Genomic DNA, 19,886 nt, shown 5'->3' with positions numbered 1-19,886 from the left:
TTGGCGAATCTTGTTTCGCATATTCCGGCTGACTGGGGACAAACTATTTCTTACAGTCATCTACAGAATGTGGAGGAAAAGCGAATGATGCGTACAAGAGTCGAGATTTGTGGTATCGATACGTCCAATTTGCCATTACTGACAAACGAAGTGATGAAAGAGACATTCATCAGATTACAAAGCGGAGATGAATCGGCAAGAGAAGAACTGGTATTTGGAAACTTGAGATTAGTCCTTAGCCTTGTTCAGCGATTTGCCTATAGAGGGGAGCAGGCAGACGACTTATTCCAAGTAGGTTGCATCGGATTACTAAAGTCGATAGATAATTTTGATCTGAAACATAATGTACGTTTTTCAACATATGCTGTACCAATGATTATTGGTGAAATCAAAAGGCATTTAAGGGATCATCATTCAATTAGGGTATCCAGATCTCTCAGGGATATTGCTTACAAAGCAATTAGAGCTAAAGAACAATTTATAAATGATCATCAGAGAGAACCCAAAATATCCGATTTGGCGGAAATTACGGATATTCCAGAAGACGATATCCTATTTGCATTGGATGCGATACAAGATCCAATGTCGCTACACGAACCGATGAATGGCGACGGAGGAGATCCGGTGTATATCATGGATCAGTTGCACGATAAAAAAGTATCAGAGGATCGCTGGTTGACGTATGTGTCTGTTAAAGAAACTGTAGCAGGTATGACAGAAAGACAAAAAACAATTCTTTCAAAACGGTTTTATCTAGGGCAAACTCAAACAGAAATAGCGAAAGAATTGGGCATATCTCAAGCACAAATATCCAGGTTAGAAAAAAATGCAATTCAGATTATTAAAGAAGGCATGGAAAACGAATGACTGTTGAAAGAATCGCGATGTGTTGTATGCATTGCGATTTTTTCTGTATAAAAGCATACCCTATATAAAGGAGATGATGAAATGAGGTTTTCTGAGTTGCAGAAAAAAGAAGTTATTGAAGTAAAACGAGGTTCTTTCCTTGGTTTTGTACAAGACGCTACAATTGATATGAAAAACGGAAAGCTCGACGTTTTGCAAATAGGCGGTGCAGAAAGAACTCTCTTCATGGAGCCGAAAGTGAAAGAATTCAAGCAAATTAAATACGATGACGTAGTAACAATCGGGAAAGATATCATTTTAGTAGGCAAAAAGGCGGGCAATTAACGACTTATCATTGATATGTAGGCACTCACTTGATACAATAAAGCAAAGTAAGCAGAAAAGTAGTGATGTAAATGGAAAAGCTTCATGAAAATATTGAACAAATAAAAAGTGAAATCTATGATGCCTGTCAGCGCACTGGACGAAATCCGGAAGATATAACGACAATTGCTGTAACAAAGCAGGTTTCGTCCAAGCGTGCATCTAAAGTTATTGAATCGGGTATATGCGACCTTGGTGAAAACAGACCGGAAGGCTTATTATCCAAAAAGGCGGAAATTCTTGACCCTAATCTGAACTGGCACTTCATAGGAAATGTACAAAGCAGAAAAGTGAAAGATATTATTAATGGAATCGACTATTTGCATTCTTTGGACAGGTTAAGTTTAGCGAAAGAAATACAGAAACGAGCAGATCATACAGTTAATTGTTTCGTTCAAGTCAATGTATCTGGAGAAGGATCTAAATCAGGACTTCAGATTGAAGAAGTTGAGGAGTTCGTGCAACAGCTGCAGCAATATGATAAAATTAAAGTTGTAGGACTAATGACGATGGCCCCTTATACAGATGATCGCGAACTGATTCGTTCTGTGTTCCGTTCACTCAGGAAACTGCGTGATGAAATGTCTTTTAAAGAATTAAAATATGCTCCATGCACACTATTATCCATGGGAATGTCAAATGATTATGTCATTGCGATTGAAGAAGGTGCAACTCACGTCAGAATCGGTACCGCATTAGTCGGAACGGAGAGCGAGGGAGAAGAATGAGTATAAAAAGACGTATTGAAAAGTGGTTCTATCTTGACGATGAAGAAGAACTCCAACAGGAGCAACCTGCGAGAGAGCCAAAACAGCAACCTGTGCAGCAGCAACAGCCAAGAAGGACTCCGGCACGTAGACAGCCTGAAGTCGACACGCAGCAACCAGGTACTGTGGTCAGTTTGCAAAGCTTGCAGAAGTCTTCTAAAGTCATTTTATTTGAACCGCGTGTATACGCTGAAGCACAGGACATATCTGAACATCTGAAAAACAAACGGGCAGTTGTCGTTAACTTACAGCGTATTGAACGCGACCAGGGAATCCGTATTGTCGATTTTCTGAGCGGGACAGTTTATGCTTTAGGCGGAGATATACAGCGCATTGGAACAGATATCTTCTTATGTGTACCTGAAAATGTTGAAGTGGCAGGGTCCATTTCAGATTACTTTGAACGATAGAATTGGATGAGGTGTACAGACAAAGATGGTAATTTTAAATTTGATTTATATAGCTGCTCAATATGCAATAAATATTTTTTCAATTCTTTTAATCATATATATTTTAATGTCATGGGTACCTGCTTCCAGAGAAACTAAAATCGGGAAACTCATAGGCAGAATTGCAGAACCGTACTTAGGGTTTTTCCGTAAATTCATTCCGCCTCTTGGTATGATTGATATTTCGCCAATTGTCGCGATATTTGTTTTGCGGTATTTAATCTCACCGGGTGTGTATCAAGTGTATTCAATGATTGCCTCACTTATTAGGTGAGGTTTTTTTATAAGATTACAGTAAGGGGTCGTCAAAGATGGATTCGATAGTACAGCATTTCAGGAAAGAAGAGCAGCCCTTCATCGAAAATGCGTTAGGTTGGACGCGCGAAGTGGAAGACACATATGCGCCCAAGCTTACAGGCTTTCTAGACCCTCGAGAACAGTTTATAGTCGAAACGATTGTGAACAATGCAGGACTGGCTTTTGATGCTTATGGTGGATTTAGGAAACCGGAACGACAGCGGCTGCTTATTTATCCGGATTATTATACGCCACAACCTGATGATTATCAGGTTGCCCTATTTTCAATCAACTATCCTGCAAAATTTGTAACCTTGGAACACAGGGATATTTTAGGGTCGTTAATGTCCCTTGGGATAGATCGTTCCAAATTCGGCGATATCCGTCTGCAAGCTGATGCGGCACAGTTTGCCGTTGTGGATGAACTGAAAGATTATCTAATCGCGAATTTTAATTCGATTGGCAAATCGAAAGTTCGGATTGAACAGCTTGATTTTTCAGCACTGCTCATTGAATCCATGGAAACTTGGACAGAACAACTGTATACAGTCAGTTCATTGCGCCTTGACGCTGTCGTTTCCGCGATCATGAACAGCCCGCGACAAAAAGCCGTTTCACTTATTCAGAATGATAAAGTGAAAGTGAATCACACTGTGAGAAGTCAACAATCATTCGAGCTCAATGAATTGGACAGTCTGTCAGTGAGAGGGGCTGGCAGATTCAAGATTTTATCGATAGAAGGACGTACTAGAAAAGATAAAATCAGATTACTAATAGGCGTGTTAGAATGATTTTTCAGAAATTGACTGTAAAAATACTTACAGATTCTAATTTGACATGTATAATGAACTGAGACGATTTGAAAGGGGAGAAACAGCCGATGGCACTGTCACCGCTTGATATACATAATAAAGAATTTAGCCGCGGGTTTCGCGGGTATGATGAAGACGAAGTGAATGAGTTTTTGGAACAAATCATGAAAGATTATGAGAATGTTCTGGAAGAGAATCGGGCGTTAAAAAGCAGTTTGAAAGATTCGAAAGAACAAGTTTCTCACTATAATACTATTGAAGGTACGTTGCAGAAATCGATTCTTATTGCACAAGAAGCTGCCGAAGACGTACGAAGAAATTCCATTCAGGAATCCAAGCTCATTGTCAAAGAAGCTGAAAAAAATGCAGACCGCATTGTCAATGAAGCTTTGTCGCGTGCAAGAAAAATCGCAATCGACATCGAAGATCTGAAAAAACAATCCAAAGTATTCAGGAACCGATTCCGAATGCTAATTGAAGCTCAGCTGGATATGATTAAAATGGATGATTGGGACAAACTGATGGAATATGAACCTGAATCCGAACTGATGGAAATTGCAGCAGACCAAGAATAACAATAGTTGCTTGACATTTTGTTTTAAACACACATATAATAATGACCATATATACTATAAACAGACGTTGACAGAGAGAGTAGTTTCCATATACACGTATTAGCGAGCCGGGGATGGTGAAAGCCCGGTCGATGGATAGGAAATGAAGATCACTCCAGAGTCGGATTGACTAAAAACAATCCCGCAAACACCCCGTTAAGGTGTTCTAAGAGGCAGTATGATTGTATGCTGCAACTAGGGTGGTAACGCGAGTAATAGTCCTCGTCCCTTTATTGGGACGGGGATTTTCTATTTTTAGTCGCAATATCTATCTAATCGAGCGTGCGGGATAACATATTATCGAGGAGGAAATCAGATGGAATACAAAGACACATTATTAATGCCTAAAACAGAATTTCCTATGAGAGGGAATCTCCCGAACAAAGAACCTGAAATGCAAGCAAAGTGGGAAGAAATGGATATTTACGAGAAAGTGCAAGAGCGTACTAAAGACCGTCCATTCTTTGTTCTTCATGACGGTCCACCATACGCGAACGGCGATCTTCATATGGGTCACGCGTTGAACAAAGTGCTAAAAGATATGATCGTCCGCCACAAATCGATGTCAGGCTTTCATGCTCCATACGTTCCAGGTTGGGATACGCATGGCTTACCGATTGAACAGGCTCTCGTCAATAAAGGCGTCAAACGGAAAGAACTCAGTATTGCTGAATTCCGTAAAATGTGCGAAGAATATGCCTATAACCAAATCGATAATCAACGTAATGAATTTAAACGAATCGGTGTCCGCGGAGATTGGAAAAATCCATACATCACATTGAAACCTGAATTTGAATCTAGACAGATCCAAGTTTTTGGCGAAATGGCGAAAAAAGGCTATATCTACAAGGGGTTAAAACCGGTTTATTGGTCACCTTCAAGCGAATCTGCATTAGCGGAAGCGGAAATCGAATACCAAGATAAAAAATCACCGTCTATTTATGTTGCCTTCCCGATTAAAGATGGATTAGGTGTAATCGATGAAGATGTCCGTATTGTCATCTGGACAACAACACCGTGGACGATCCCTGCCAACTTGGGAATTTCCGTTCATCCACAATTCATTTATGCGATCGTTGATGTTGAAGGAGAAAAATTCCTTATGGCAAAAGATCTCGTGGAATTCGTGGCAAAAGAAATCGGATGGGAATCTTATGAAATCGTAGGAGAAGTGAAAGGATCCGATTTGGATAGAGTCGTTGCTAAACATCCACTTTACGAACGTGATTCTCTCGTCATGTTAGGTGAGCATGTGACAGCAGAAGCAGGAACAGGCTGTGTCCATACAGCACCTGGTCATGGTGAGGATGACTTTTATGTTTCTCGACAATACGGAATCGATGCTCTATCTCCGATTAACGACCGTGGTGTCATGACAGATGAAGCACCTGGCTTTGAAGGACTATTCTATGAAGATGCAAATAAAGAAGTAACGAAGAAGTTGGATGAAGTCGGTTCGTTATTGAAGCTTTCATTCATCACTCACTCGTATCCGCATGACTGGCGCACAAAGAAACCGGTAATCTACCGTGCGACTTCTCAGTGGTTCGCTTCAATCCAGTCATTCCGTGATGAGTTGCTGGACGCAATCCGTAATACGAAGTTTACTCCGTCATGGGGTGAAACACGTCTATTCAATATGGTGCGTGACCGTGGAGACTGGTGTATTTCACGCCAACGTGTTTGGGGAGTTCCAATCCCTGTCTTTTATGCAGAAAACGGAGAACCAATTATTACGGATGAAACGATTTCACATGTATCTGCATTATTCCGTGAACACGGATCTAATATTTGGTTTGAACGCGAAGCAAAGGACCTTCTTCCAGAAGGCTTCACGCATCCTGATAGCCCGAATGGCATTTTCACTGCAGAAACGGACATTATGGATGTTTGGTTCGACTCAGGTTCGACACATCAAGGTGTATTAGATGAGAGAGACGATCTTATCTATCCAGCTGATTTGTATCTTGAAGGTTCAGATCAATACCGTGGCTGGTTTAACTCTTCACTTACAACAAGTGTCGCCATTAACGGTATCGCTCCTTATAAAGGCTTGTTAAGCCATGGCTTCACTTTGGATGGAGAAGGCCGAAAGATGAGTAAATCACTTGGAAACACAATCGTTCCAGCGAAAGTGATAAATCAGTTAGGCGCGGATATTCTACGTTTATGGGTATCTTCTGTCGATTATACTGCGGATGTACGCGTTTCTGATTCGAATTTCAAGCAAGTATCAGAAGTGTACCGTAAAATCCGTAATACGCTTCGTTTCTTGCATGGTAACGTTACAGATTTCAATGTTGCAGAAGACCGAGTAGCGTTCGAGGATATGCGTCCGATTGATCAGTATGTGTATGTGAAACTTCAAGATTTGATTAACGAAGTACTTACTTCATATGAAAACTATGAATTCGCGGGTGTATATCATGCAGTCAATAATTTCTGTACGGGTGATTTGAGCTCGTTCTATCTAGATATTGCAAAAGACGTCGTCTACATTGAAGGTGTTGACCATCCTTATCGCCGTGCAATGCAAACAGTCATGTATGACACTTTGCTGTCGCTGTTAAAATTGCTGACACCGATTATTCCACATACAACGGATGAAATGTGGGCGTATATTTCCGATGTGGAGGAAGTGAGTGTCCAATTGACTGACATGCCTGAAGCTGTCGACTTTGGTGAACAGGCTGTTGCACTTCGTGAACGTTTCGGCAAATTAATGGTTGTACGTGACGATGTATTGAAAGCGTTGGAAGAAGCGCGGAATTCGAAAGTAATCGGTAAATCACTTGAAGCAAAAGTGACTGTTGCTTTACCTGAGAAATATGCAGGGATTTTAGCTTCTGATGACATCGATTTTGCACAATTCTTCATCGTTTCCAATTTCCAAGAAGGCAAATTCGGAAAAATGCCGGCTGAAGCTCTTGCACTTGAAGCAGTGACGGTGCTAGTTGAAAAAGCAGACGGTGAAAAATGTGAACGGTGCTGGACAATTTCTGAAACGGTCGGTTCCGATCAGGATCATCCTGCACTATGCACACGTTGTGCAACTGTCGTTGAAAACTATTATTCGTAAGGCATGATGTTAAAAGCTGTTTGTACCCATGGCTGCCTGTCATGGGTGCATGCGGCTTTTCTTTTTTGCAGTGATTACATGATACCGCGCTATTTGTGGTAAAATAGTACAGAAACTGTCGGACGGAGGTTTTTCGAGTTGTTATTATATTATGGAATAGCGATTGTCCTGATCTTAATTGACCAGTTGACGAAATGGCTAGTTGTTCAAAATATGAATTTGGGTGAAAAGATTTCAATTGCCGAACCCTATTTAGGACTCCTTTCGCATCGTAATAAAGGTGCTGCTTGGGGAATGCTTGAAGGACAGATGTGGTTATTTTATATTGTGACCATTATTGTGGTCATTGGAATTATTTACTTTTTCCATAAAGAAGCTAAAGGTTCTCCATTGCTCGGGATCAGCTTAATGTTTTTACTTGGCGGTGCAATCGGAAATTTTATAGATCGATTGTGGAGGAAAGAAGTTGTGGATTTTGTAGATGTAATTATCCCCGTCATCAATTACGATTTCCCGATTTTTAATATTGCAGATGCAGCGTTGACTGTGGGAGTCGTGTTAATCATTATCCATGTCATTATGGATGAAAAAAAGAACAAGAAAAAGGTGACATAATGGAACCAATTAAGATTGAAGTTACAGAAGAACATGGAAATGGCCGTATTGATAAAGTATTATCTACTGTCAATACTGATTGGTCACGTACACAAATCCAACAATGGCTCAAAGATGGAGCAGTAATTGTTAATGATGAACAGGTTAAACCGAATTATAAAGTTAAAATTAACGATGTGATTACAGTCGTTGAGCCTGAATTGGAAGAGTTGGATATTGTCGCAGAAGATCTTAATCTGGAAATCATTTACGAAGACGCGGATGTACTCGTTGTGAACAAACCTAAAGGGATGGTCGTACATCCGGCTCCTGGCCATCCGTCAGGCACGCTTGTGAATGGATTGATGCATCAGGTGACTGATCTGTCGGGGATTAATGGCGTGTTGCGTCCGGGTATCGTTCATCGTATCGACAAAGATACATCAGGACTGCTGATGGTTGCTAAAAATGACCAGGCACATGTCTCTCTCGTGGACCAACTTGTCGACAAATCAGTGACACGTGTTTATACTGCTCTTGTTCATGGTCATATACCACATGACCAGGGGACAATCGATGCGCCAATTGGCAGAGATGTGAAAGAGCGTCAGAATATGACGATCGTCAATGATGGGAAGCATGCAATTACACATTTTAAAGTGTTGGAGAGATTCGGTGATTTTACATTAGTCGAATGTCGACTTGAAACAGGCAGAACCCACCAAATTCGCGTGCATATGAAATATATTGGTTATCCACTCGCAGGGGATCCGAAATATGGTCCGAAGAAAACAATTGATTTCAACGGTCAGGCTTTACATGCCGGTACAATTGGCTTTAAACACCCACGTGACGGTGAATATTATGAATTTACGCAACCGCTGCCGATAGAGTTCCAAAACTTAATTGAACAAATACGTACTGAAAAAGATTGACAAACAGATTACCCGGCTCTATACTTAACAGAGAAATTGAATAGCGATACCTTTAAAGACAGTCCAGAGAGGCTGGGAAGGTTGCACGGAAGTATAGTAGGATAGCCCGCGAGCTATTTCTGCGTACATTTTTTCTGCACGTATACCCTCCCGCCATTAATGGCAGGAGGGTTTTTATATTCTAAAAGTGGCCAAATCCACTAGTTCAAAAATAAAAGAAATAAAACCGAAAGAATAGGAGGAATGGATATGACGGAAAAAGCGATTATTTTAGATGAACAGGCAATCGCTCGTGCGGTTACACGTATAGCATATGAAATCATCGAAAAGAATAAAGGGATTGATGAATGTATCCTGGTCGGTATTAAGACTAGAGGTGCGGTTTTGGCGAAACGTCTAGCTGGACGGATTGAACAAATTGAAGACAAACCGATTTTGACAGGTGAACTGGATATTACGCTTTACAGAGACGATCTTCAATTGAAACATCCAGACCAAGAACCGCTCGTCCACCAAGTCGATATCCAACACAATGTCACCGAAAAGAAAGTAATACTAGTTGACGATGTACTATACACAGGCAGAACGGTCAGAGCTGCAATGGATGCGGTTATTGATTTAGGAAGACCAGCTGCTATTCAGCTTGCTGTGTTAGTTGATCGGGGACACCGGGAATTACCAATCCGTCCAGACTTTGTAGGCAAGAACATACCGACGTCAAGCGGAGAACGGGTTGTCGTAACGGTCAGGGAGCAAGATGGTACAGATGGTGTAACCATTCATACAAAATAAATCGGACAAGCACGGAGGCGCAAACATATGAATGATAATTTAACTGTTTTAGATGTACAAGACAAACCGCCTGTAGGTAAGTGGCTGGCACTCAGCCTGCAGCATATGTTTGCAATGTTCGGTGCGACAATCCTCGTTCCACAGCTAGTTGGACTCAGTCCTGCCATTGCTTTATTGACAAGCGGGATTGCGACAATCATTTTTATAGTAGTCACAAGATTCAAGGTGCCTGCCTATTTGGGATCCTCATTCGCTTTCATAACGCCCATACAAATTGCAACAAGTACTGGCGGTATCGGGAGTGCAATGATTGGCAGCATGTTTGTCGCTCTTGTCTATTCAATCGTGTCATTAGTAATTTGGAGGACTGGTTCGGGTTGGATCATGAAAATACTTCCACCTGTTGTAGTTGGTCCGGTTATTATGGTCATTGGACTTGCTGTAGCACCGGTTGCAGTAAATATGGCAAGTACGGTTAAAGTGAATGGTGCTGACGAATATAATCTGTTGCATTTCTCAGCAGCGCTAGTCACTTTAGCTGCGGCGATTATCTGCCTTATGTTTTTCAAAGGTGTTGTCAGTCTAATGCCGGTGTTAATTGGAATTACTGTTGGATACATATATTCATTAGCGATTGGGATCGTCGAATACGAAAAGATATTTGCAGCCAAGTTCATAGAAGTTCCGGAATTCTTGCTGCCGGGTATTGATTATGAGTTTGTCATCACGCCTACCTTATTGTTGATCATGGTGCCAATATCGATTGTTACAATATCCGAACATATCGGACATCAATTAGTACTTGGCAAGGTTGTTGAAAGAGACTTCATCAAAGATCCAGGTTTGAATCGTTCCTTGCTTGGAGATGGACTGGGGACATTCATCAGTGGGATGCTTGGAGGACCGCCAAAGACCACTTATGGAGAGAATATCGGTGTAATGGCCATTACACGAGTATATAGTGTATATGTCATATTGGGTGCGGCAGTATTTGCAATCTTGTTTTCATTCAACGGAACATTGATGGCACTCATCTCAACAATCCCCCAAGCAGTGTTAGGGGGCATATCCATCCTACTCTTTGGTATTATCGCTTCTTCAGGCTTGCGGATGCTCGTCGATCATAAAGTGGACTTTGGGGAGCAGCGAAATCTTGTCATCTGTTCAGTCATCCTTGTAATCGGTATTGGCGGTGCTTCCATCAATATTAGTGAGACATTCCAAGTTGGTGGTATGGCGCTTGCTGCAATCGTCGGTGTAGTACTTAACTTGATACTGCCGGGAAGAAATAATTCAACCTTAGCGGATGAATCAATTGAATAGAAAGACCTTTTAACATTGTACAGAGAGACAGGGAAAGGTTCGGTTGGCGGACAGTCATTCATTCAATTTGGATGAGGGTTGTTCAGTCATACATATCGAGCCCTTCCTACTGCAGGAAAGGTTCTTTTTAATTGACTGAAGGAGGAGAATTAAGTGGAAAATGTAGTATCCATGAATGATTTGTCGGTAGAAGATATTAATGCGTTAATAGAGCGTGCTGAGATTTTTAAAAAGTATGGCATACGAGAGCTTCCAGGAGAATTTATGATTAGCAATCTCTTTTTTGAACCGAGTACACGGACGAAAACAAGTTTTGAAGTCGCAGAACGCAAGTTGGGTTTGGAAGTAATCCCGTTTGAGGCGGGCTTTTCAAGTACATTGAAAGGGGAAACGCTTTACGATACTGTACGAACACTCGAACAGCTAGGAATCGATGCAGTAGTGATCCGGCATCAAGACGATAAGTATTACAAAGAATTGATTGGCAAGACGGGTGTTTCGATTATCAATGGTGGAGACGGATCGGGGCAGCATCCGACGCAATCTTTGTTAGATCTGTTTACTATTAAAGAGGAGTTTGGACATTTCGAGAACTTGAATATTCTGATTGCTGGTGATATTTCACATAGCCGGGTAGCCAAGTCCAATGCTGATGCACTGTCAAGATTAGGTGCAAATGTCACATTTTTATGCCCGGTTGAATGGGCAGGAAGCTTTGAAAGTACAGATAATTGGGATGGTCTGCTCGAACAAAGTGATGTCGTCATGCTACTGCGTGTCCAGCATGAAAGACATGGTGATGATACGGGTTTTACAAAAGAGGAGTATCACCGCCGGTTTGGTCTGACAGTCGAACGCGAAAGAAAGATGAAACCAGGCGCAATCATTATGCATCCCGCACCTGTAAACCGGGATGTTGAAATTGCAGACAGACTTATAGAATGTAGCCGCTCTAGAATCTTTAAGCAAGTTGAAAACGGTGTCTATATACGTGCAGCTGTATTGGAAACCGTATTGAAAGGGAGGAATTGACATGGAGAAGATTATCAAAGGTGCTCAATTACTGAACGATGAAGGGGAACTCGTTATTTCTGATGTCCGATTGAAAAAGGACCGGATAACTGAAATTGGTCAAGACTTGGTAACGGGTGATGCAGAAATCATCAATGCGGAGGGGCTTGTATTGGCTCCGGGATTCATTGATGTTCATGTGCATTTGCGCGAACCAGGCGGAGAGCATAAAGAAACAATCGCGTCAGGAACATTGGCTGCTGCAAAAGGCGGTTATACAACCATTTGTGCGATGCCAAATACGCGGCCGGTACCTGATACGAAAGAAAATCTGTCCCTTGTCAATAATCTGATTGAAGAAAATGCGTTGATTCGTGTACTTCCTTATGCATCGATCACAATTCGTGAAGCTGGAAAAGAACGTACGAATCTGACTGAACTGAAGGAGAACGGAGCTTTCGCCTTCACGGATGACGGAGTAGGTGTCCAAGAAGCAGGTATGATGTACGAAGCGATGAGAGATGCAGCTAAGCTCGATATGGCCATCGTCGCACATTGCGAAGACAATACGTTGATCTACGGAGGGGCAATGCACGAAGGCAAGCGAAATAAGGAACTTGGCTTACCGGGCATACCTTCGATTGCGGAGTCTGTACATATCGCACGGGACATTTTATTGGCAGAGGCTGCAGGTGCACACTACCATGTGTGTCATGTTAGTACGAAAGAATCCGTAAGAGTTATACGAGACGCCAAAAGAGCAGGCATCCATGTCACTGCCGAAGTAAGTCCTCACCATCTTCTCTTAAATGAAAACGACATTCCGGGTGATGACGCGGATTGGAAGATGAATCCTCCACTTCGTGGAATCGAAGACCTTGAAGCGTTACGTGAAGGGCTAATGGATGGCACATTGGACTTTATCGCAACCGATCATGCCCCTCATACGGCAGAAGAAAAGAGGGTGGGATTTGCCAAAGCCCCCTTTGGTATTACGGGATTTGAAACAGCATTCCCGCTGCTTTACACACACTTTGTAGCTGAAGGGAAATGGTCGTTGAAGCAATTGATCGATTGGATGACTGAAAAGCCGGCAAGTGTGTTCGATCTGCCTTTCGGTAAATTAGAAGTTGGCGCAGCAGCGGACCTGGTTTTACTGGATTTGAATAAAGAGCAGACAATTAACCGCAAGACTTTCCTCTCAAACGGTAAGAATACACCTTTTGACGGGTGGAAATGCAAAGGCTGGCCTGTAACGACAATTTATGGCGGAAACATCGTCTGGAAGGATGGTCAATGATGAAAAAGAGATATTTGGTACTGGAAGATGGAACGATTTTTGAAGGAACTGCTTTTGGATCTGAAAGTGCTTCAATTGGTGAAACAATTTTTACAACAGGGATGACGGGTTACCAGGAAACGATTTCAAACCCGTCTGGTTTTGGCCAAATTGTTGTTATGACCTATCCGCTCATTGGCAATTATGGCATAAATCGTGATGATTATGAATCGATCGAACCTGCCATCAATGGACTCGTTGTTAGGGAGCTTAGCGAAGAACCATCAAATTTCCGCAGTTCAATGACTTTAGGTGCGCTGCTTGAGCTGAAAGGCATCCCAGGCATCGAAGGGATTGATACAAGAATGCTCACCAGAATCCTGCGTCAAAAGGGTTCATTGAAAGGGAAGTTGACAGCTGCTGGTGAAGAACTTAACAACAGTGAAGTTGTCGCGGAAGTTGTTAACTATCAAACGCCAAAAGATTTAGTAGCGATGATATCGACGAAAAAGCCGTACCCGAGTCCTGGGCGTGGCAAGCGTGTAGTAGTCATAGATTATGGGTTGAAGCACGGTCTGCTGCGAGAGCTGAATAAAAGGGATTATGATGTCATTGTAGTGCCTTATGATACATCAACAGAGGAAATACTTGCTTTGGTCCCTGATGGTATTTTGCTATCAAACGGACCTGGAAATCCGACAGATGTTGAAGGAGCCGTGGAAACAATTAAACAACTGATTGGAACAGCACCTATCTTTGGAATCGGTCTGGGTCATCAGCTGCTGGCATTGTCCTATGGAGCTAAAACATCGAAGATGAAAATCGGGCATAGTGGTGGGAATTATCCAGTGAAAGATCTGTTGACAGGCAGGACGGAACTGACTTCGCAAAGCCATGGTTATCAAGTCGATGAAGCATCCATCGATGAGTCAAAACTTGAAATTACGCATAGGGCTTTAAATGACAACACGGTTGAAGGATTGCGCAGTCAAAAAGATGCAACCTTCTCGGTCCAGTTTCATCCGGAAGCATCTCCTGGACCGGAAGATGCAAAACATCTTTTTAATCGATTTGAAGAACTGATGAATGCAAGCAAGAGAGAGGGGAATTTCAATGCCTAAAAGACAAGATATAGAAACAATTCTCGTAATTGGTTCTGGTCCAATTGTTATCGGACAAGCTGCTGAATTCGACTATGCGGGAACGCAAGCCTGCCTTTCGTTAAAAGAGGAAGGCTACCGTGTAATCTTAGTCAACTCCAATCCTGCGACAATCATGACCGATACGGAAATAGCAGACAAAGTATATATCGAGCCATTAACATTGGAATTCGTAAGCCGCATTATCCGCAAAGAACGTCCTGATGCCCTGCTGCCTACACTTGGTGGTCAAACGGGTTTGAATATGGCGATTGAATTGCAGGAGTCAGGGATTTTGGATGAACTCAACATTGAAATACTTGGAACAAAGCTCGATGCAATCCATAAGGCAGAAGACAGAGATCTGTTCAGAACACTTATGAATGAACTTGGCGAACCGGTACCTGAAAGTGACATCATCCATAATCTTGAGGAAGCGCACGCGTTCGTTGAAAAAATTGGCTATCCGGTAATTGTCCGCCCTGCTTTCACCTTGGGAGGAACAGGTGGCGGGATTTGCTACAATGACAAAGATTTAAATGAAATTGTTGCAAGTGGATTAAAATACAGTCCTGTTACGCAATGTCTTCTTGAAAAATCCATCGCAGGCTTTAAAGAGATCGAATATGAAGTAATGCGGGATTCAGCCGATAATGCAATCGTTGTTTGTAACATGGAAAACGTCGATGCAGTCGGTATCCATACAGGCGATTCCATTGTTACAGCTCCTTGCCAGACAATGACAGACCGGGAAAACCAAATGCTTCGGAATGTGTCATTGAAGATCATCCGAGCGCTTAAAATTGAAGGCGGCTGTAACGTCCAGTTAGCACTAGACCCGCACAGCTTCAATTATTATATTATTGAAGTGAACCCGCGTGTAAGCCGTTCATCAGCGTTGGCGTCCAAAGCAACCGGTTATCCGATAGCGAAACTTGCTGCGAAAATCGCTGTAGGATTGACGCTTGACGAAATGATGAATCCTGTAACTGGAACAACGTACGCATGCTTTGAACCGACTATCGACTATGTAGTAACTAAGATTCCGCGTTGGCCATTTGATAAATTCGAATCTGCGAAACGAAATCTAGGTACACAAATGAAAGCGACAGGTGAAGTGATGGCAATGGGTCGCACTTTTGAAGAGTCGATTCTTAAAGCTGTCCGCTCACTTGAAACAGGCCAATTCGGTCTGAGTCTCAAAAATGGAGATGATATGACTGATGAGTGGATTGAAAAACGTATCAGACGAGCAGGAGACGAGCGTTTATTCTTTATCGGCGAGGCATTACGTAGAGGTGTATCGATTGAAACGTTACACGAGTGGAGTATGATCGACGTCTTCTTCTTGCGGAAATTCGAAAAGATTGTCCGATTTGAAGAACAATTGAAAGCAAACCCACATAACCTTGAAATTTTGTATAAAGCAAAGCGCATGGGCTTTTCAGATGTGACAATTGCCCAGCTATGGAATGAAAAAGAACGGGCGATTTATAGTTTGCGGAAAGAGCATGGCATTATTCCGGTTTATAAGAAAGTGGACACATGTGCAGGCGAATATGAATCTGACACACCTTATTTTTATGGGACATATGAACAAGAAAATGAGTCTGTCAAATCGGAAAAGAAAAGCGTCGTAGTTCTCGGTTCCGGTCCAATCCGTATCGGGCAAGGTGTAGAGTTCGATTATGCAACAGTCCATTCCGTATGGGCGATCCAACAGGCCGGTTATGAGGCAATCATCATCAATAATAATCCCGAAACGGTGTCAACAGACTTTTCCATATCGGACAAATTATACTTTGAACCATTGACGATTGAAGATGTGATGCACATCATTGACCTGGAACAGCCTGAAGGTGTAATCGTTCAATTCGGCGGGCAGACGGCCATCAACTTAGCAGCTGGGCTTGAAGCGCGCGGAGTGAAAATTCTCGGTACTTCACTAGAGGACATTGATCGCGCGGAAAACCGTGATAAGTTTGAACGGGCTTTGCATGAAATCGGCATCCCGCAACCACTCGGCAAAACAGCAGTTTCTGTTCCAGAAGCAGTGGCAATTGCGAACGAAATCGGTTATCCAGTACTTGTAAGACCATCTTATGTACTAGGCGGTCGTGCGATGGAAATCGTCTACCTTGAAGAGGAATTACTTCACTATATGGAGCACGCTGTGCAAGCAAGCCCTGAACATCCGGTTTTAATTGACCGCTATTTGACAGGGACTGAAATTGAAGTTGATGGAATCTGTGATGGGGAAAACGTCGTTATTCCAGGTATCATGGAGCATATCGAGCGCGCAGGCGTACACTCTGGCGACTCTATTGCTGTGTATCCTCCTCAAAACTTGTCTGCCTCGATGGTTGAAACCATCGTGGACTATACAAAACGACTAGCTCTCGGATTAAATATCAGAGGATTGTTGAATATCCAGTTTGTTATATCCGAAGGCCAAGTGTATGTCATTGAAGTGAATCCGAGATCAAGTCGGACCGTTCCTTTCTTAAGTAAAATTACGAATATCCCAATGGCAAACATCGCGACAAAAGCGATTTTAGGCCAATCGATCATTGAGCAAGGTTATAAAGACGGCTTAGCGGATATTCCGTCGGGTGTCTATGTGAAGGTACCGGTATTCTCATTCGCAAAACTGCGCCGTGTGGATATTACACTAGGACCTGAAATGAAATCGACAGGTGAAGTGATGGGGAAAGACATAACACTTGAAAAAGCACTTTACAAAGGCCTTGTTGCTGCAGGTATGGAAATTAAAGAATATGGTTCTGTACTGATGACAGTCTCCGACAAAGACAAAGAAGAAATTGTCGATATTGCTAAGCGTTTTGTGAATATCGGTTACCATATCATGGCTACTGAAGGTACAGCAAAAACGTTGGAAGAGGCCGCTATCAAAGTGAAAACTGTCGGGAAAATCGGTTCGGATGGACCGACACTTATCGACGTCATTCAAAAAGGAGATGCTCAACTCGTTATCAACACATTGACGAAAGGGAAGCAGCCTGAACGCGATGGTTTTAGAATTAGACGTGAATCTGTGGAGAACGGAATCCCATGCCTGACGTCGATTGATACAGCAGAAGCTATGTTACGTGTCATCGAATCGATGACTTTTCAAACGGATGAAATGCCAAAGCAACAGGTGTCAATATGATTATTCAAGACAGGATGACTATTGTCGACCAGAAACAGATTGCCAAAGACATTTTCGAAATGAAACTAGCAGGTAAGTTGGTGGGGGAAATTACTTCCCCCGGCCAGTTTGTCCATATACGTGTATCGGATTCATATGAGCCGTTATTGAGAAGACCGATATCGATTGCATCTATCGATCAGGATATCAATGAAATGACGATCATTTACCGCGCAGAAGGAAGAGGAACTTCATTGCTGTCTGTAAAGCGAATAGGGGATGAAGTGGATGTGCTCGGTCCGTTAGGTAACGGTTTTCCGGTTGAAGAAACCTCTGTCAGTGAAACGGCGATATTAATCGGCGGCGGAATTGGTGTTCCACCCCTTTATGAATTGTCGAAACAACTAACTGCTAAAGGTGTTACTTGTATTCATGTACTAGGATTCCAGACAGCCGAAGTTTCTTTTTATGAAAAAGAATTCAATGAACTGGGTGAAACGTATATTGCGACGGTGGATGGAACTGCCGGTACTAAAGGATTTGTAACGGATGTTATGGAACAGTTTACCAATGAATTTTCAACGTATTACACGTGTGGTCCGATGCCGATGCTGACTGCTGTTCAATCTGCATATGAAGGCAAAAAAGGATTTCTTTCTTTTGAACAGCGAATGGGCTGTGGGATCGGAGCTTGTTTCGCATGTGTCTGCCAAACAACGGATAAATCGGATAAACCGTACATCAAAGTATGTTCAGATGGACCGGTATTTCCTGCAGGGGTGGTGTCGATATGAACAGGTTATCAGTAGAGCTGCCAGGCTTGCAGCTGAAGAATCCAATTATGCCGGCATCAGGTTGTTTCGGTTTCGGTAAAGAATACGGTAATTTGTATAACTTGTCCCAACTAGGCGCAATTATGATCAAAGCGACAACATTGGAAACGCGCTTCGGGAATCCGACTCCGCGAGTAGCTGAGACTGCAGCAGGAATGCTGAATGCTATCGGTCTACAAAACCCAGGCTTGCAAGGCGTCATGGAAAACGAATTGCCTTGGCTAGAACAGTTCGATGTTCCGATCATTGCAAACGTGGCTGGTACTGAAACGGCAGATTACGTGGAAGTCGCACAAAAGATTTCATCTGCGCCGAATGTGAAAGCGCTGGAATTGAATATTTCCTGTCCGAACGTCAAATGTGGCGGAATCACATTCGGAACAGACCCCCAACAAGCACATGATCTGACGGCAGCGGTGAAAAAAGTGTCAGAAGTCCCTGTCTACGTAAAATTGTCTCCTAATGTCACTGATATAAAAGAAATTGCAAGGGCGGTTGAAGCAGCTGGAGCAGACGGTATTACGATGATTAATACATTGGTAGGCATGCGTCTAGATCAGAAGACAGGCAGACCGATCATTGCGAATGTAACAGGCGGTTTATCAGGTCCCGCGATCAAGCCGGTTGCACTACGGATGGTTTATGAAGTGAGTCAGATAGTCAACATCCCGATTATAGGAATGGGCGGCGTTGCAAATGTGGATGATGTGATCGATTTTATGTCTGCAGGCGCAAGTGCCGTAGCAGTAGGCACAGCCAATTTCGTGGATCCATTCGTTTGTCCAAACATCATCAACGAACTGCCTGCAAAGCTGGATGAACTAAATGTCAATCATATTTCAGAACTTATCGGAAGGAGTCACCTACTATGAGAATCTCTCCAATCATTGCGCTAGATTTTGATTCAGGCCAAAAGACAATGGAGTTCCTCCGTGCGTTCGATGGGGATGTCAATGTAAAAGTCGGGATGCAACTATATTTCAAAGAAGGTCCGACGATTATTGCCAAGCTGAAAGAACTCGGATTTGACATCTTTTTGGATTTGAAGCTCCACGATATTCCAAATACTGTGAAGTCTGCTATGGAAGTATTGGCTCGTCTAGGTGTCGATCTAGTGAATGTCCATGCAGCTGGTGGGAGGATAATGATGGAGGCGGCGCTCGAAGGATTGGATAAAGGGACGCCAGCTGGTATGAAGCGACCCTCCATCATTGGGGTGACGCAGCTAACGTCTACTGATGATCGCCAAGTTCGGGAAGAACAATTGATTGGAGTTTCTTTGGAGAAATCCGTACTTCACTATGCGAAATTGACAAAAGAAGCTGGTTTAGACGGTGTTGTTTGCTCGGTCCATGAAGCTTCGATAATCCAGCAAGTTTGTGGACAATCATTTCTTAAAGTGACTCCGGGTATTCGTTTGCCTGAAAGCAGTACACATGACCAAAAGAGAATTGCTACTCCTGAAGAAGCGAGAAAAAAAGGTTCAACACACATTGTCGTTGGTAGAGCGATTACAGGTGCAACAGATCCGCTAGCTGCGTACGAACAGATTAACGCTCGTTGGAAAGGGATGGAATAAGA

Annotated in this window: 19 protein-coding genes and 1 other annotated feature; all 19 genes read left to right on the top strand. The window is 42.7% G+C overall.

The window, feature by feature from the left end; all coding sequences use genetic code 11:
- Nucleotides 1-87 precede the first annotated feature (87 nt).
- The gene (gene sigG, locus QWT69_RS09495) at nt 88-867 is read left to right on the top strand and encodes an RNA polymerase sporulation sigma factor SigG (protein ID WP_317971019.1); all 780 of its coding nucleotides are present in this window, start codon (nt 88-90) and stop codon (nt 865-867) included.
- A gap of 81 nt (nt 868-948) precedes the next feature.
- Entirely contained in the window at nt 949-1,191 is a 243-nt protein-coding gene (locus QWT69_RS09490; protein ID WP_317965106.1) for a PRC-barrel domain-containing protein, read from the top strand.
- Nucleotides 1,192-1,262: 71 nt separating this feature from the next.
- Nucleotides 1,263-1,958: a YggS family pyridoxal phosphate-dependent enzyme gene (locus tag QWT69_RS09485; RefSeq protein WP_317965104.1), complete on the top strand. Its 696-nt coding sequence runs from the start codon at nt 1,263-1,265 to the stop codon at nt 1,956-1,958.
- Nucleotides 1,955-2,407: a cell division protein SepF gene (locus tag QWT69_RS09480; RefSeq protein ID WP_317965102.1), complete on the top strand. Its 453-nt coding sequence runs from the start codon at nt 1,955-1,957 to the stop codon at nt 2,405-2,407. The genes QWT69_RS09485 and QWT69_RS09480 overlap by 4 nt, the downstream gene beginning before the upstream one ends.
- Before the next feature lie 25 nt (nt 2,408-2,432).
- Nucleotides 2,433-2,720 (top strand): YggT family protein, encoded by a 288-nt coding sequence (locus QWT69_RS09475; RefSeq protein WP_317965100.1) that lies wholly within the window; start codon nt 2,433-2,435, stop codon nt 2,718-2,720.
- A 37-nt stretch (nt 2,721-2,757) separates the two neighbouring features.
- Complete coding sequence (locus QWT69_RS09470) at nt 2,758-3,534, top strand: YlmH family RNA-binding protein (protein WP_317965098.1); 777 nt, start codon at nt 2,758-2,760, stop codon at nt 3,532-3,534.
- Nucleotides 3,535-3,623: 89 nt separating this feature from the next.
- Nucleotides 3,624-4,130, top strand: a complete 507-nt coding sequence (locus QWT69_RS09465) for a DivIVA domain-containing protein (RefSeq protein ID WP_317965096.1) — start codon at nt 3,624-3,626, stop codon at nt 4,128-4,130.
- A 58-nt stretch (nt 4,131-4,188) separates the two neighbouring features.
- Nucleotides 4,189-4,402: a binding site (T-box leader), on the top strand.
- 83 nt (nt 4,403-4,485) lie between these two features.
- Nucleotides 4,486-7,248, top strand: coding sequence for an isoleucine--tRNA ligase (ileS, locus tag QWT69_RS09460; protein ID WP_317965094.1), 2,763 nt, complete (start codon nt 4,486-4,488; stop codon nt 7,246-7,248).
- Nucleotides 7,249-7,386: 138 nt separating this feature from the next.
- The gene (gene lspA / locus QWT69_RS09455) at nt 7,387-7,863 is read left to right on the top strand and encodes a signal peptidase II (RefSeq protein WP_317965092.1); all 477 of its coding nucleotides are present in this window, start codon (nt 7,387-7,389) and stop codon (nt 7,861-7,863) included.
- Complete coding sequence (locus tag QWT69_RS09450; protein WP_317971017.1) at nt 7,860-8,777, top strand: RluA family pseudouridine synthase; 918 nt, start codon at nt 7,860-7,862, stop codon at nt 8,775-8,777. Before lspA ends, QWT69_RS09450 begins: the two co-directional genes overlap by 4 nt.
- A gap of 249 nt (nt 8,778-9,026) precedes the next feature.
- On the top strand, nt 9,027-9,569 hold the full coding sequence (gene pyrR / locus QWT69_RS09445) for a bifunctional pyr operon transcriptional regulator/uracil phosphoribosyltransferase PyrR (RefSeq protein ID WP_317965090.1): 543 nt from the start codon (nt 9,027-9,029) through the stop codon (nt 9,567-9,569).
- A 27-nt stretch (nt 9,570-9,596) separates the two neighbouring features.
- Nucleotides 9,597-10,892, top strand: a complete 1,296-nt coding sequence (locus QWT69_RS09440; RefSeq protein WP_317965088.1) for a uracil-xanthine permease family protein — start codon at nt 9,597-9,599, stop codon at nt 10,890-10,892.
- Between the two features lie 153 nt (nt 10,893-11,045).
- Nucleotides 11,046-11,924 carry an aspartate carbamoyltransferase catalytic subunit gene (locus QWT69_RS09435; RefSeq protein ID WP_317965086.1) on the top strand — a complete coding sequence of 293 codons (879 nt, stop codon included), beginning with the start codon at nt 11,046-11,048 and terminating at the stop codon, nt 11,922-11,924.
- 1 nt (nt 11,925) lies between these two features.
- Nucleotides 11,926-13,203, top strand: a complete 1,278-nt coding sequence (gene pyrC / locus QWT69_RS09430) for a dihydroorotase (protein WP_317965084.1) — start codon at nt 11,926-11,928, stop codon at nt 13,201-13,203.
- Complete coding sequence (locus QWT69_RS09425) at nt 13,203-14,303, top strand: carbamoyl phosphate synthase small subunit (protein WP_317971015.1); 1,101 nt, start codon at nt 13,203-13,205, stop codon at nt 14,301-14,303. Before pyrC ends, QWT69_RS09425 begins: the two co-directional genes overlap by 1 nt.
- Nucleotides 14,296-17,493: a carbamoyl-phosphate synthase large subunit gene (gene carB, locus QWT69_RS09420; protein WP_317965082.1), complete on the top strand. Its 3,198-nt coding sequence runs from the start codon at nt 14,296-14,298 to the stop codon at nt 17,491-17,493. Before QWT69_RS09425 ends, carB begins: the two co-directional genes overlap by 8 nt.
- Nucleotides 17,490-18,266: a dihydroorotate dehydrogenase electron transfer subunit gene (locus QWT69_RS09415; RefSeq protein ID WP_317965080.1), complete on the top strand. Its 777-nt coding sequence runs from the start codon at nt 17,490-17,492 to the stop codon at nt 18,264-18,266. The genes carB and QWT69_RS09415 overlap by 4 nt, the downstream gene beginning before the upstream one ends.
- Nucleotides 18,263-19,177: a dihydroorotate dehydrogenase gene (locus QWT69_RS09410; RefSeq protein ID WP_317965078.1), complete on the top strand. Its 915-nt coding sequence runs from the start codon at nt 18,263-18,265 to the stop codon at nt 19,175-19,177. Before QWT69_RS09415 ends, QWT69_RS09410 begins: the two co-directional genes overlap by 4 nt.
- Nucleotides 19,174-19,884 carry an orotidine-5'-phosphate decarboxylase gene (pyrF, locus tag QWT69_RS09405; protein ID WP_317965076.1) on the top strand — a complete coding sequence of 237 codons (711 nt, stop codon included), beginning with the start codon at nt 19,174-19,176 and terminating at the stop codon, nt 19,882-19,884. Before QWT69_RS09410 ends, pyrF begins: the two co-directional genes overlap by 4 nt.
- The last annotated feature ends 2 nt before the right edge of the window (nt 19,885-19,886 follow it).

It is taken from the genome of Sporosarcina oncorhynchi (genome assembly GCF_033304615.1).
In the GTDB taxonomy this organism is placed as follows: Bacteria; Bacillota; Bacilli; order Bacillales_A; family Planococcaceae; genus Sporosarcina; species Sporosarcina oncorhynchi.
Note: the sequence above shows the minus strand (reverse complement) of the source record. Positions and strands in the feature narration are given on the sequence as shown.

What these genes read in the sequence shown, in the direction of transcription:
- sigG (WP_317971019.1), top strand. Translation starts at nt 88, where the DNA reads ATGCGTACAAGAGTCGAGATTTGTGGTATCGATACGTCCAATTTGCCA.
- QWT69_RS09490 (WP_317965106.1), top strand. Translation starts at nt 949, where the DNA reads ATGAGGTTTTCTGAGTTGCAGAAAAAAGAAGTTATTGAAGTAAAACGA.
- QWT69_RS09485 (WP_317965104.1), top strand. Translation starts at nt 1,263, where the DNA reads ATGGAAAAGCTTCATGAAAATATTGAACAAATAAAAAGTGAAATCTAT.
- QWT69_RS09480 (WP_317965102.1), top strand. Translation starts at nt 1,955, where the DNA reads ATGAGTATAAAAAGACGTATTGAAAAGTGGTTCTATCTTGACGATGAA.
- QWT69_RS09475 (WP_317965100.1), top strand. Translation starts at nt 2,433, where the DNA reads ATGGTAATTTTAAATTTGATTTATATAGCTGCTCAATATGCAATAAAT.
- QWT69_RS09470 (WP_317965098.1), top strand. Translation starts at nt 2,758, where the DNA reads ATGGATTCGATAGTACAGCATTTCAGGAAAGAAGAGCAGCCCTTCATC.
- QWT69_RS09465 (WP_317965096.1), top strand. Translation starts at nt 3,624, where the DNA reads ATGGCACTGTCACCGCTTGATATACATAATAAAGAATTTAGCCGCGGG.
- ileS (WP_317965094.1), top strand. Translation starts at nt 4,486, where the DNA reads ATGGAATACAAAGACACATTATTAATGCCTAAAACAGAATTTCCTATG.
- pyrR (WP_317965090.1), top strand. Translation starts at nt 9,027, where the DNA reads ATGACGGAAAAAGCGATTATTTTAGATGAACAGGCAATCGCTCGTGCG.
- QWT69_RS09440 (WP_317965088.1), top strand. Translation starts at nt 9,597, where the DNA reads ATGAATGATAATTTAACTGTTTTAGATGTACAAGACAAACCGCCTGTA.
- pyrC (WP_317965084.1), top strand. Translation starts at nt 11,926, where the DNA reads ATGGAGAAGATTATCAAAGGTGCTCAATTACTGAACGATGAAGGGGAA.
- QWT69_RS09425 (WP_317971015.1), top strand. Translation starts at nt 13,203, where the DNA reads ATGAAAAAGAGATATTTGGTACTGGAAGATGGAACGATTTTTGAAGGA.
- carB (WP_317965082.1), top strand. Translation starts at nt 14,296, where the DNA reads ATGCCTAAAAGACAAGATATAGAAACAATTCTCGTAATTGGTTCTGGT.
- QWT69_RS09415 (WP_317965080.1), top strand. Translation starts at nt 17,490, where the DNA reads ATGATTATTCAAGACAGGATGACTATTGTCGACCAGAAACAGATTGCC.
- QWT69_RS09410 (WP_317965078.1), top strand. Translation starts at nt 18,263, where the DNA reads ATGAACAGGTTATCAGTAGAGCTGCCAGGCTTGCAGCTGAAGAATCCA.
- pyrF (WP_317965076.1), top strand. Translation starts at nt 19,174, where the DNA reads ATGAGAATCTCTCCAATCATTGCGCTAGATTTTGATTCAGGCCAAAAG.